This is a genomic window from Bacteroidota bacterium (genome assembly GCA_016194975.1).
GTDB lineage: Bacteria > Bacteroidota > Bacteroidia > Palsa-965 > Palsa-965.
This window is the reverse complement of record JACQAM010000008.1, coordinates 184922-198304: the sequence shown is the minus strand read 5'-3', so window position 1 is coordinate 198304 and position 13383 is coordinate 184922. Positions and strand designations below refer to the sequence as shown.

The 13383-nt window shown below is 44.0% G+C and carries 11 protein-coding genes; 5 read left to right on the top strand and 6 right to left on the bottom strand.

Going from position 1 to position 13383, the window contains the following annotated elements; translation table 11 throughout:
- Window positions 1–4: 4 nt before the first annotated feature.
- The 5 genes from HY064_07105 (at window position 5) to HY064_07085 (ending at window position 2261) form a co-directional block, all read left to right on the top strand.
- Window positions 5–418 carry a hypothetical protein gene (locus tag HY064_07105; GenBank protein MBI3510415.1) on the top strand — a complete coding sequence of 138 codons (414 nt, stop codon included), beginning with the start codon at window positions 5–7 and terminating at the stop codon, window positions 416–418.
- 44 nt (window positions 419–462) lie between these two features.
- Window positions 463–666 (top strand): hypothetical protein, encoded by a 204-nt coding sequence (locus tag HY064_07100; GenBank protein MBI3510414.1) that lies wholly within the window; start codon window positions 463–465, stop codon window positions 664–666.
- A 3-nt stretch (window positions 667–669) separates the two neighbouring features.
- The gene (locus HY064_07095; GenBank protein ID MBI3510413.1) at window positions 670–936 is read left to right on the top strand and encodes a type II toxin-antitoxin system RelE/ParE family toxin; all 267 of its coding nucleotides are present in this window, start codon (window positions 670–672) and stop codon (window positions 934–936) included.
- 10 nt (window positions 937–946) lie between these two features.
- Window positions 947–1450 (top strand): GNAT family N-acetyltransferase, encoded by a 504-nt coding sequence (locus tag HY064_07090; GenBank protein MBI3510412.1) that lies wholly within the window; start codon window positions 947–949, stop codon window positions 1448–1450.
- Between the two features lie 187 nt (window positions 1451–1637).
- Window positions 1638–2261 (top strand): hypothetical protein, encoded by a 624-nt coding sequence (locus HY064_07085; GenBank protein MBI3510411.1) that lies wholly within the window; start codon window positions 1638–1640, stop codon window positions 2259–2261.
- A 56-nt stretch (window positions 2262–2317) separates the two neighbouring features.
- Here HY064_07085 and HY064_07080 read toward each other — a convergent pair whose 3' ends face one another.
- From HY064_07080 to sprA, 6 genes are all read right to left on the bottom strand, one after another.
- Window positions 2318–2587 carry a GNAT family N-acetyltransferase gene (locus HY064_07080; GenBank protein ID MBI3510410.1) on the bottom strand — a complete coding sequence of 90 codons (270 nt, stop codon included), beginning with the start codon at window positions 2585–2587 and terminating at the stop codon, window positions 2318–2320.
- 52 nt (window positions 2588–2639) lie between these two features.
- Window positions 2640–4409, bottom strand: coding sequence for a right-handed parallel beta-helix repeat-containing protein (locus tag HY064_07075; GenBank protein MBI3510409.1), 1770 nt, complete (start codon window positions 4407–4409; stop codon window positions 2640–2642).
- 175 nt (window positions 4410–4584) lie between these two features.
- Window positions 4585–5046, bottom strand: a complete 462-nt coding sequence (locus HY064_07070) for a GNAT family N-acetyltransferase (GenBank protein MBI3510408.1) — start codon at window positions 5044–5046, stop codon at window positions 4585–4587.
- On the bottom strand, window positions 5043–5519 hold the full coding sequence (vanZ, locus tag HY064_07065; protein MBI3510407.1) for a VanZ family protein: 477 nt from the start codon (window positions 5517–5519) through the stop codon (window positions 5043–5045). Before vanZ ends, HY064_07070 begins: the two co-directional genes overlap by 4 nt.
- The gene (gene gcvH, locus HY064_07060) at window positions 5485–5865 is read right to left on the bottom strand and encodes a glycine cleavage system protein GcvH (protein ID MBI3510406.1); all 381 of its coding nucleotides are present in this window, start codon (window positions 5863–5865) and stop codon (window positions 5485–5487) included. Before gcvH ends, vanZ begins: the two co-directional genes overlap by 35 nt.
- A gap of 113 nt (window positions 5866–5978) precedes the next feature.
- A complete protein-coding gene (sprA, locus tag HY064_07055; protein ID MBI3510405.1) occupies window positions 5979–13376 on the bottom strand; it encodes a cell surface protein SprA in 7398 nt (2465 codons plus the stop codon).
- Window positions 13377–13383: the final 7 nt, after the last annotated feature.

The window sequence follows — 13383 nt, the reverse complement described above, 5'->3', positions numbered from 1 at the left end:
ATCTATGAAGAAAATAATTTTTCTTTCTTGCATTTTTCTTTTGGTTTCGACTTTTAATTTCGGGCAAAGCGTTATTACCACCAATGTTGACAAGTACGAATTAATTATTCAGAAGGCTGACAATTATTATCAAGCGCACGATTATTATAAGGCAAAAAAATATTATTTGAAAGCAAGCAAACTCAGGAGTGATGACACCTATTCCAAAGATCGGATCAAGGCATGTGATGATAACATCAAGAACGCCGCAACCGATAGAATATACAATGATCTGATCACAAAAGCGGATAATAAGTTCAAAGCAAGTGATTGGAACGGAGCGAAAATCTTGTATCAACAAGCGAGCGCATTAAAAGCTGCTGAACAATATCCAAAAGACCAGATCGCTGAATGCGACAAACACATTTTATCCCAGTAAAAGTACGAGTAGATCACACGGTTAATTTTCCTAACTTTAATCATATGAAAACCTTAGTTATAAACGTCGACAACGATTCTTCAGCCAGATTACTTATTGAATTGGCAAAGAAACTTCATTTTAAAACGCGTATCCTTTCCGACGAAAAAAAAGAAGATGTAGGCCTTATTTCCATGATGATGGAAAGAGAATCGGATGAACTCATCCCTGTGTCAAGATCACTCGATATTCTAAAGAAAATACGCTAAGCGATGGAAGTGCTTGTTACGAAATCCTTCAATAAGGATCTCGCACGCCTTAAGGATCCGAAGATCGCGCGTAAAGTAGAAGATCTTATTTCCAATCTGCAGAAATGCAAAACCCTTCACGAAATTGCATCACTCAAAAAGATTGAAGGTGCTTCAAATGCTTATCGCGTCAGAATAGGTGATTTTCGTATTGGTTTTTTTCTCCAGCAGGGTGTCGTTATACTCACCGTGTTCGCTAACAGAAAAGATATCTACAAACTATTTCCGTAGCTGTTCTTTCATGAATTATCTCTTCGAAACTTCCCGCCTCCGTTTCCGCGACATGCTTGTTGCTGACGCAGAAATTCTTTTCGAACTCAACAGCGATCCGGAAGTGATCCGTTACACGGATGATCCGCCGTTTAATTCATTGGAGAAAACACGGATTTTCATTGAGGAACGACTGGCTGCTTATGCAAAAGCCGGATACGGAAGATGGATCGCAGAATTAAAAGAGAATAAAGAAGTGATCGGATGGTGCGGATTAAAATTCGTTGAAGAAAAAAAAGAAACAGATGTGGGTTATCGTTTCTTCAGAAAATTCTGGGGAAAAGGATATGGAACAGAATCGTGTGGTGCAGCTCTGGAATACGGATTTGAAAAACTTGGGGTGAAAAAAATTTTCGCTGAAGCAAGAAAAGAAAATGCTGCATCAATACGCATCATGGAAAAGTGCGGAATGAAATTTTTACGTGAAAGCAAAGGTTGTGAGGGCGAAACCGTGATCTACGAAAAATTTGGGTAGTGGCTCAGTTTGCTCTTTTCCGATTCAACTTCGCGCCTTGGCGCCTTCGCGGTTCCTAAACCATTCTTTTATTAAACCGCAAAGACGCTAAGGCGCTAAGAATTTTCAAACTGACCCACTACCAAAATTTGCAGAAGAAAAATAACGAGCGGGATTTTTTTATCTTGCAGAAAATAAAAAACCCGATATGAAAAATTTAATTGCTTTCCTGTTTCTTCTTCCGGTTTTTAATGCGAATGCACAAGTTACCGACAATGGAAAACTTCTCTTTGACGCGGGCATAGGATTGGGAATAGAACATTATCAATTCACCGATCTCCGCACAAACGCTGCCAATCCGCGCGACACGAGTGGATCGGTGCAGGTTCCGGTCACTTTTGAATACGGAATAAAAAAATGGTTTGGCGCGGGAATGGTCATGAATTACGCGCACTACATCAACAATGATTCTACCACTGATAAAGCAAATGGAATCGATCTCATTCCATCGGTATTCTTTCATATTCCCTGGGGATTACAGAAACTGGATCTGCTCGCCCATTTCGGATACGGCTACTCGCATTTCGCTTACCGGACATTCACGATCAACAATCCAAAATATCTTGCCGGCGGTGGAGTGTTTACCTGGGGAATAAAATTGCGCTGGCTGTTCAGTACCGACGGCCATGTGGGAATGCAATTCTGGTACAGTCACGCACAATACAAATATCCAAATGGAACACTCAGCGACGACACCGGGCAGAATTCCTATCACCTGAAGCTCGACGGGCCTGGAAATAATTTTGGTTTAGGATTTTTTCTGAGATTCTGAAAATCTGCCACTGATTTCACGGATGCGCACAGATTAATCAGTGAAAATCGGTGCAATCAGCGGCTGATCATTTCCACATGCGGAATATCATCTTCCAGGTATTCTTCCTTTTCTGTTCTTTTGAATCCATATCCTTCGTAAAATTTCTGCAAATACGATTGCGCTGAAATTCTCACGGGAACTTTTCCAAAATGTGCGCGAATGTATTCCATCGTCTTCGCCATTAGAATTTTTCCTGCGCCTGTACCGCGCACGGACGAAGAAGTAGCGACTCTGCCAATGGAAACTTCGTTGTAAGAAATTCCGGGTTCTACAATTCTCGCCACTGCAAAGGATGCGACGGTGAAACGGTGGTGTACGTAAAAAATATGGACTGAGCTATTGCTTCACGAATGAAGAGGTGGTTTGTCGCCCATTCTTATCAGTGAACGAAACAAAATACACGCCGGGTACAAAAGCCGAAAGATCAATTCCGCTTCGGTATTTTTCAGCACTTACAATTTGTCCTGCTGCATTCGCGATCCGCACATCTGTAAACGGCGAAAGATCTTTTATGTAAATAAGATCGCTTGACGGATTCGGAAAAATCTCTAAAGTATTTTTATTCTGCTCCACCATTCCGGTTTCGCTCGGATATTCCACGGCACCTTTGTCGATCGCAATTCCCAATATTCTCGGATCACCATAAAGGTCTGTCGCCATCGGAATGCCTGCAAGAAAAACAGTTGTGCCCGAATCAATACACACACTCGTAGAAACGAGATGCCAGTCGGCAGCGGTACCATCGTAAAGAATTCCGGCACCGCCGCTGATCATTACAAAACCCGGATCAACACCATACACACCGGTGTTCGTAGATTGATTTCCTGTCACCTGCGTTCCGGAATTGGTGAGCAATCCTCCCATGTAAGAAAATTCAGCGCAATTATATTCTATCGCGATAGTATCATTAGCACCTGCATAGATCTGCACCGAATCCATCTGGCCGAACGTTGTGAATCCGCGGTTGCCGTAGAGAATATTATTGCGGATGCTCGCGTAAATATTATTCGAAATATTTATTCCGCCCGTAAAATATCCGCCGTGGCAAGTATTGTTCACTATATCATTGTTCTCGATGAACGCTGTTCCCGCGCCACCACAAACCCGGATGCCGCCTCCTTCGAAGCAGCAATTATTATTCGCGATCACATTGTTGTAAACTTCCGCAGTATCGGCACCCGATCCGTTGTTGATGAGAATTCCGCCACCGCCATCGTTGATGCCACAGTTGTTGTAAATAGAATCCGTGTTGTTGCAGATCCAGTTCGAAAGAATTTTCGCGTGCGCATACAGAACGTAAATGCCCGCACCGGCACGCGCGGAATGATTGAATGCAATCGTATTGTTGCTGATCGTCACCGGTCCGTCTTCGATCATGATCGCGCCACCGTCGAAATACGCGCGGTTGTTGTGAATGTTATTGTTGGTGATCGTTGGCCCTGCCGGATCCGGATCACTCACAATAAAAAATGCGCCGCCTTCATTGCCGGAATTCTGATAGAGTTCATTGCCGGAAATTATTCCGCTCGTCGACCAGATCGAAATTCCCCCGCAGCCGCGACCGTAATTATTGTGAATGGAATTATCCGTGATCACCGGCGGAACATTTGAGACAGAAATAATGTAGGATGTTCCGGAAATATAGTTGTGATAAATTTCGCTGTTCGTCAACACAAGATGTGAACCGTAAACACCGAGACACACCGCTGCATTATTACTGATGAGCCCTTTCGCATCCCTTATGATGCAGTGATCAAAAATACTCGTGTCGCTCGTGCTACCGTAAATATAAATTCCGCTCGTGCCGCCATTGGCAATACTCATGTTCGACCATCCCGTCGTATCATCACTTTCAAATATCACAGGCAGCAATGTTGTTCCCTGCGCTTTAACAGAATTGTAGGAAGTGAGTCCCGATCCATTCTGAAAACGGACATCAACACCCGCCTGTATCACCAGATTATTGCACTGGATATTTCCCTGCACGATGTAAGGAGAACCGGCAGCGGTCCACGGACCTGTCACCACTCCGCCGGGAACGATGGTCTGCGAAAAAATTTCATGTGCGAAGAAAAATGCAGGGAGAAAAAGTAAAAAATTTTTCATGAGAAGAAGTTTTGACAGGGAATCTGCGTATACTTTGCCGGTATGCATTCCTTAAATGTAAATGAAATTTTTTGTAGATGCAATGCTGAGATCTCACGATGTTGTTTCGGAGCTACTACCGAAATTCCGTTCCTCCGGAACTACCGAAATGACGCTCCGATGGAGCTCCTCTCTCCTAACTCGTGCGCATTTCCACATGCGGAATATCATCTTCCAGGTATTCTTCCTTTTCTGTTCTTTTGAATCCATATCCTTCGTAAAATTTCTGCAAATACGATTGCGCTGAAATTCTCACGGGAACTTTTCCAAAATGTGCGCGAATATATTCCATCGTCTTCGCCATTAGAATTTTTCCTGCGCCTGTACCGCGCACGGACGAAGAAGTAGCGACTCTGCCAATGGAAACTTCGTTGTAAGAAATTCCGGGTTCTACAATTCTCGCCACTGCAATTAATTTTTCATCACACCATCCCATCACATGATACGAGCGGAAATCTTTGGGATCGGGATCGAGATAAGGGCAATGCTGTTCGATGATGAAAATTTCGCATCGCAATGCAAGAACAGCATGCAATTCCTTTGCATTCATTTCACGGAAATGTTTGCACTCCCATTTTATAACGTCATTCGTATTCATAATGGCAAACGCAACTTCGGAATTTTTTTCGAGATAAAAGGATAAGTTAATGCCGCCATGAAACAGCCGGCGCTGTTGGCAATGAAATCATAAAAATCGGCGCTGCGGCCAACAAACAGAGTTCCCTGCATGATCTCGATCAATCCACCATAGGGAATGGAAAGCCCCACGGCAATAAAAACCGCATTCGCTTTCACATATTTATTTTTCTCCTGCAAGCGATTGCTGCGAATGAAAAATATTACGAGCACGAAAAAAATTCCAGCATGCACCCATTTATCAAAACTCAGTAACTCGAGAAAAGAAATATGCGGAATATCCTTTCCGGGAATTCCGCATAAGATGAGAATGACAAGCGCCCAGAGAAAAGTGGAGAGATACGGACGCTTTTTCATTGGAAGATGAACATCGATCGAACATTCATCATTTATTTTCTGCTCAGTGGCCGATGAGCGAACGATACGTAGCAGCATCCAGTAATTTATTCAACTCAGATGCATCTTTGATCTCCGCCTTGATGATCCATCCTTCTCCGTAAGGATCTTTGTTCACGGATTCGGGATTTCCATCAATGGAATTATTTTTCTCGGTTACTTTTCCACTGATCGGCATGAAAAGATCGGAAACAGTTTTCACCGCTTCGATGGTTCCGAATTTTTCTTCGCGGGAAACTTCTTCTCCCATTTTATCGATCTCCACATAAACAATATCCCCGAGTTCTCCCTGTGCGTAATCCGTGATTCCAATGATAGCAGTATTGCCTTCGAGGCGAACCCATTCGTGGTCCTTGGTGTATTTTAAGTTGTCAGGAAAATTCATTGGTGTGTTTTTTTAGTCGGGCAAATATAACAAAGCAATGACAAATTACAGATTACAAATGACAGATTAATGAATTTTCAGACGGATATCAGTAATCCTGTAATCTGTAATTATTACTGGAGCATGAATCTCAAACTGATCCCTGCATTGGTATTTGCAGTTTTGAAAGAAGAAGAGATGAGTGGATTTGTCATGATGCGGTCGCAGAAGAAACGGATCTGCAACTGCGTCGTGAGCTGGTAATCGATGGAAGTTTTGATGGAAAAAATATTCTGCCCTGCTGTAAGAACGTTCACACCTTCCACTGCTTTACGTATGATCGTTTCATTATTGCGGAAAGAAACATCGGCGCGCATATTCAGATCACTCACCGGCGCTTTTCCGCGCATTACTTTTTTCATGAAATTCAGAGTGAGTTTTGGAACACGATAACCAAGTCCCACCACAATTTCCTGTCCGCTGATCTCGGTGAGCTGCGTATTCGCAAGACTCAAACTCAGTGTGCGATCCTTTTTGTATTCGAGGCGCGTGGTCAGACTATTGTTCCAGGTCATGTCAATTCCTGCAAGCGGTGCAAATTGTTCCTGTATAGTCACCGTTGTGATCTGGAATTGCGATTGGAAATCATCGATCACATTTCTCACGGAAGAAAAACCATCTGCGTCTGCATAGTAATCGAGATTGGTCTGGAATCCGCCGAGCTGGTAAGTGGAACGATAAGAATGATTGAGCGTAATGGTCTTGAAACGTTTTTTGATTGCAGGATATTTGGTGAGTCCGTCGTAAGTAATTCTCCAGTTCGGCAGCGGAATTTGCGGAAACATATTCAGCGATTGTCCTTCTGCACGGTGACCGGTGTACGCAGCAATGAATGCGGGAATGAGTACATCCTGCTGTATATTACTGTAACCATCGAAAAATCCGCTGTTGGTCACTCCGCCTGAATTCGGATTCGCTTCACCGAGGCGGCGGGAAATAGTTGCGCGGTTATTTAAAAACTGTTCGAAAACTTTTGAAACGTGATCCGATTTACTTTCGCGCATGAACGCAGTATGCCAGGTGATGATAGAGATACTGAAAGTTCCGTTCTCCGTCGGCGATTGAATTTCCCAGTTGCCGGTGTTCGGATTCCAGTGATAGAATTCACTCTTGTTCATCGAATACGTTCTGTTTGCAGTGAGTTCTATTTTCACATCGGGATAAGGTTCCAGCGTGGCACGCATCGTCAGGTTCTGCGATGTTCCCTTGGTGAACGGAGTGTATAGCGATTGCGTATGTACGAGCCATCCCTGTTGCGAGGCGTAGATCGGGTAATCGAGTTTGTCGGGACCAAAACCATTCTGTTGTCCGAAAAGGAAACCAAGCCCGGGCCCTTCGAATTTATCATCGAAGCCGAGAATTTGCGTGCGGCGTCCGTAGCCGGGCAATCCCATTGTAGAATTCACGGAATAAGTTCCGGAAACATTTTTCACACTCATGAGTATGCGCGCAACGTATTCGAAAACTGCATACGGATTTTTATTCGCTTTGTCCACCGAATCTTTCCACGCCTGCAGCTTGAGCGAATCCGCGCGCGTCATTGGCAATTTGAATGTGGGTGGCTTCGGTTTATTCGCAGTCGGCGCTTTCTTATTCAGCTCGCCTGGTTTTTTCGCATTGATCTTTTTGAGCGCAGGAACTTTGTTGTAAAGATTATTCATGTTCAACTGCGCAGTGTAATCCCATTTCGCATTATTACCAATGGTATTTCCAACTGAATCGGCGGAGAACGGCGCTTTAGCCCACATATATCCTGCAGAATATTTTACACTCGGTGTGATCCAGTCGAAGGCAGGAATTTTATTGATCGGTATCGCGTAACTCGCATTGAACGTGTGATGATAATTCATGGTCGTTCCGAATCCTTTGAGATTACTGAGCAGCGTGTCGCGTTTTTCTTTTGTATCTAATCTTCCGTAGGGCTCCAGCACATTTGCCTGATTGTCGGCGCTGAAATCCATTTTCAGATTTTTACTGAGGTCCCAGCGCATATCGTAACTGCGCATCCACACGAATGATTTATTGAAACTTGTTGGTGTAACAAAATCGCTGAAGCCGGTAATGTTCCTGCTTTTCACTTCGCCGAACTGGCGATTGAGATCAGTACTGAAACCAAGCATGGATGGCGCAGGATTTAAATTGAATTCACGCACGATGGTCATCCATTTCGATTTTGCCCACGGCGCCTGGTCAAATGGTTTCCATGGTTTCACCTGCGGATTGAAAGCATACGTGAGTCCGCCGCGATAATTTTTCAATTCAGAATATTCGATGTTCACATTGTGATGATACAATTCTGTATAGGCAACACTCATTGTGAAATTTTCGATATCATAAAAATGTCCTGCCTGCGATTTTCCTTTACTCCGGTCTTTGTGAATATTGGTCATGTTGAAACTCTTTCGCCGCGTGTAATCGACCGCCGCACTTCGAATGGAGTCGCGCACATCTTTACCGATCGCTTCATTGCCGAGAATAGGTTTGAGAAGAATATCAGGATCGAGCGGATTATATTGTGGCGTGATAAAAGTTTCGCCGAATCCCCAGAAGAGCGGCAAACGGATCCCGGATTTATCATTGAAGAATTTTCCGAGTTCTACCTGCGCCGACACATCGTAGTTGAGTTGATTTTCGCGCAAACGTTCGCTTACTTTTTTCTCGATACTTCCGAATCCCGGTGTCGCCATATTGCCCGAAAGATTTACCACAGCGAAATCCGCCAGCTTCGCATTCACGCGCGCAGTGGCTGCGTAACCTCCGTGCTCATCAAAATCAGTAAGGCGAAGTTCATTGAACCACAACTCTGCACATTTTGTATAGCCGTCATCACCTGGAGTTGCGCTGGTCTTCTTCGGGTTTTTTACACCGAGCATGAAAACTTTTATCTGCGAAAGATTCGGATTTCCTTTTACAGTGACCATTCTTCCCGGATTATCAGGATCTTCAATTGTGAATTCCTGCGTGAGTGAAACAGTTCCATTCGCAAGTGCAATGTTGCGCTGTTGTTTCACGTATTGCAATAAAGTAAATGCAAGCACGAGATTATTATCCTCCGGCCAAACTTTCAAACGATCGGTTTCATCATTCGGAGAATAATTTCCTGCAGGAGTAACTTTCAGCGGAATATCATACTCGTAATAATTGTCGGTCTGGTCGGCGCCAATGCGAATGAATGCAACAAGATCATTATCGTGCAAGGGTTGTGTACTGCCGGCGCGCTGCTCGCAGTGAACGAACATGCGGATCTTTTTGTAAGAGCGAACATCCATGTTGTTCACCGTCTTGTAGCATGCGCGCGAATCGCCGTCTTCGAGATTACAAACTTTCATGGACAACGCCTGCTCGTTCAAACGAACTAATGTTGCACTCTGCACATTCTGTTCGCGATCGATCCCGGGAGGCAAAACATAATTCACCGGAACTTTATTTCCATTCTCCTCGATGTTCACTGCAGCGAGATCGAATTCAGTATTGCTTTGTCCGTTGGAAATATATTCTCCGGGAGTGAGCAGTGAATAATTGTATTTGCGCCAGTCGCTGCGAACCAATTCGAGACGCGCCATGCGACAGATCACCGGCTTATCGACATCCTTGAAATAAACGCGGATGAAGCGTATGGAATTGAAATTTTCTATGTTGCCGACTTTGGTGGTGTAATCCTGGATAGGAATGCGGAACTGGTACCACGTAACTGTACGCGTGCGATGATCTGCAGTTTGCACCTGTGTGGTCCATTTATCCGTGATGAAATTATTTCCAACGTTGTTGACGTTAATGTCTGTTGAATTTAATTTGATCCTGTATTCGTAATAACTTTCTGTTTCATTCAGCGTGTTATCGCGGTTGATGTCTTCCTGGTTGGGAAGCGTAGTGGATTGCGTAGGATAACTCTCGGAATAACCGTCATCATTTTTTTGTCCGGTTGCAGGAGAATTTCCATCTACTCCATTGAACATTTTGTAACGAACAAGAATGGAAGTTTGATTGTTATCATAATCTGTTCCGCGGTAGTAATGATAATTATCGCCGGCAGGATCTTTCACTGCATTGGCAGCGGCCTGTGATCCTGCACCAAGAAGACTTTGCACCTGGCTGATGTACGTGGCGTCAAAATTTGTTTCATCATCGTCACCCAATCCATCAAGGCCAACGTCCTGCAATTTTCTTTTATCGGGATTATTGTCAAAAGCATTCACGATCGATTGTACAACAGGAACTCTTCCCCACGGAGTTGTATTTACAAGAGAGAGATCTCCGTTTGTAGGCAAACCATTTTCAAAACTGTTGCGCGAATCTTTCAGCACATCTTCAGAAATATTTCCGAGATCCACACACAATTCACCGGTCGTATTCTGATCGGCAACCGGAACATCTTCATTGTACGGATCCATCATCCAGATCTGAATGTATTCGATATTCGCCGCTTCAAAATCATTGGTTTCTATGCGACGCATGATGCCGCCCCAGCGTGTTGCCGGATTATTCAATTCGCCATTTGCATTCAATCCTGCAGAATGTGCCGATGGTGCAACATCAAAATTATAAGGGCCACGCTCGCCCGGATAATATGCGAGATCAAGCATGGAAATATTCATCGGTTGTCCGCTCGGTGGTTGTTTGCCGGGGAAAACTTCTGTTTCCATAACGGAACGCACACGATGATCCGACATGTCAGCATCCGTAATATAACCCGGGTGATTAGTGATATCGGAACGCTGAAAAAGCGGATCAATCGTGTACCAGCAAAGTTTTGCGCGATTGAAACCGGAAGGTGTAGAATCTTCTATTGCTTCCGGGAAACGCTGCGGTTGTCCCTGCGGAACAGAAGCGAGCGACCATCCCTGCGGAGAACGAATGTCGATGGCAGATTGTGTTCCTTCAAAATCATCGATGTAAGAATTTCCGTTTTTACCAATGGCTTTGTTGTGGCCAGGATGCAAATAAGCAAATTCTCCATTGACAGAAATTGATGAAGGAGCTTTTGTATCGATGCCGGGAATGTGATCGACAAAACGTGTGAGGAAAGGCGCGTCTGTTGAATAACTGAGATCCGTTCCCATGATCGTGTTGCTCATTGGTTCCTCGCCAATATTTATTTTTTGTGTCACCGGGCGTTCGGTGAGATTCATGATCGTTGCACCAATGTTGAATTGTTTATTGATGCGATAGTCGAAATGTGTTCCCCACAAAGTTTTCGTTTGAATATTGAAAAGTGAATTACTCTCGAGAGAAATTTTTATAGGCACGCCGGAATTGAGAATACTTTCATTGATGATCTTCACCCGCCCGAGGGTGTAGTCAACCGTGTAATCCGTATTCTCCACGAGCGGGGCGCCACCGGCAGTGACCACTACAGATCCCTGCGGAATATTTACAGCATTGAGAGAAATATCGGAATTGGATGCCGACTGGTACGTGCCTTTTAATTTGAAACGGTTTTTCCCTGCGAAAACTGTTTGCGCAATTGTTTTTGTGGAATCGTACAATTGCGGATAACCATATTTCGAATAAAGCGTACCCTGGTTCGGATCGGGAGAAAATTCATCGAAGAGATGATTGCCGAACGGATGCACTGTTGGAAAAATTACACGGCCGTTCGCAGCATTGATGGTAACGCCATCTATGAAATCAAAAATTCCATCGGGCACTGCAACCTGTTGCTGATTTAATTTATCAAGATTTTCTACCTGCAGCAATGGTTTTCCATTGATGGGCCCTTCGGGAATGAATGGAATATCTGTTCCTGTAGAAGGATTGTTGTACCAGATCTGCAGATTGAAATTCTGTGAATTCACCTGATACGCACCAATGGAATAAATATTTTTCATCATCAGGTCCCACAACTTGTATTTTTTCTGTGCATTGACAAGGGGATCAAAAACTTTCGGAACATCATTGGTACTCTTCAGTAATTTTACAATGAGTGCATTCTGCCCGGAAATTCCATCGGTAGAAAATTCTCCAACCTTATACGTTTTTCCTCCCACGGTGTATTCGTAAGCAACACCCACCACTTCATCGTAATTCAGCGCCTGGTTAAGCGACACGTATCCTAATCTGGGATTGAGCGTGTATTCTGTTGCCGCAAGTTTTCTTGCGTTGTTGATCTTTTCGTAATTCACCGATTGAGAAAATCCATCGCTTGCATTGAGCGGAGCCAGTGTAGTGGCAATAGAAGAATTAATGTCGCGGATTCCAGGGTAACTCTGGACGAGCGTTCCATAAAGTGTCGTATGCCCGTTGAATGGATATTCAATAGTGGAATACTGTGCAGAATCCTGAATAAATCCGGTTCCCACATTTTCACACTCCGGTTTTGGTTCACCAATATCTGCGAATGCAACAATGTTTCTCGTATTATCAACCGCGCCGGTCCTGTTGGTCACCCACACTTCCGATCGCGTAATAAAAACGCCGGAATTCACCACCGGAAAATTTGCGAGCGCCTGGTCGTAGTGATCATAAAAATATTGCGAGAGGAAAAAATGTTTGTTCGCTTCATAATTATCGCACGAAACTTCGAACGGGCTTGTTTGTGCGCCGCCGGTGACATTGATCTCCGATTTTTTTCCGCGTTCCTGCGAGATGATACTCGTAGCAGTAAGATGTCCGAACTGCAATTGTGTTTTTATTCCGAAAAGCGTTTGCGATCCGGTGATGAGTGAAGTGTTGAGTCCGAATGAAACGTTTCCTGCTTCTATTTTTTTGATGATGTCATCATCGAAACCGGTGAACTCGAGTTTCATCTGGTTCTCCCATTCGAAAGTGGATTCTGTATTGTAATTCGTGGTGAGTTTTAATTTTTCACCGATCTTGCCGATCACATTGAGCTGAATTTTTTCATTGAAATCAAAAGTGGAAATTCTTCTTTGTCTTTCCGGCAATGCAGGATTGTTTGTTTTGTTGATGTTGATGCCGAAAATAAGTTCGGCAGATCCCTGCGGGCGAATATCAATGGTTCCTCCACCGAAAATATCCGCCATCTTTCCATTGATCTTGATCGGCGGAATTAAATTTTTACTTGCACCTCTCACCTGGTTCTGGCTCTCGGCATGTTCCCGTTGTTTCCAGTATTCATGAATGGAATTGTGCAGATCGTAATAAGCGTATTCATCAAAATCCATGTACGTAGGCGGGCGATAATCAAGTTTATTCCCCAGTTTCTGATCGACCACATAAATATTGGAATCAGGATCGTAAGTAACATTCGTTTTAATATTGTTCGGGTCTTTCAGCTTGAGCGGAGAATTATTATTATTAAAATAAAGCGGATCGAGTCCTGACTGGTCCTGAAAACCGTAAGGCATGGGTGTTGAATCCCCGCCACTCGGAGAATCGATAGCAGCAGTAATATAATTTGTTGCGGAAAGCGGATGATAAGGAGAAGCTACGCGCGCATTGCTCGACATGACCGCCATGAGCAGGGAAACCGAAACAACGGCCGCAAAACAATATTTCAGAAATGTTCTCAAATTCCTG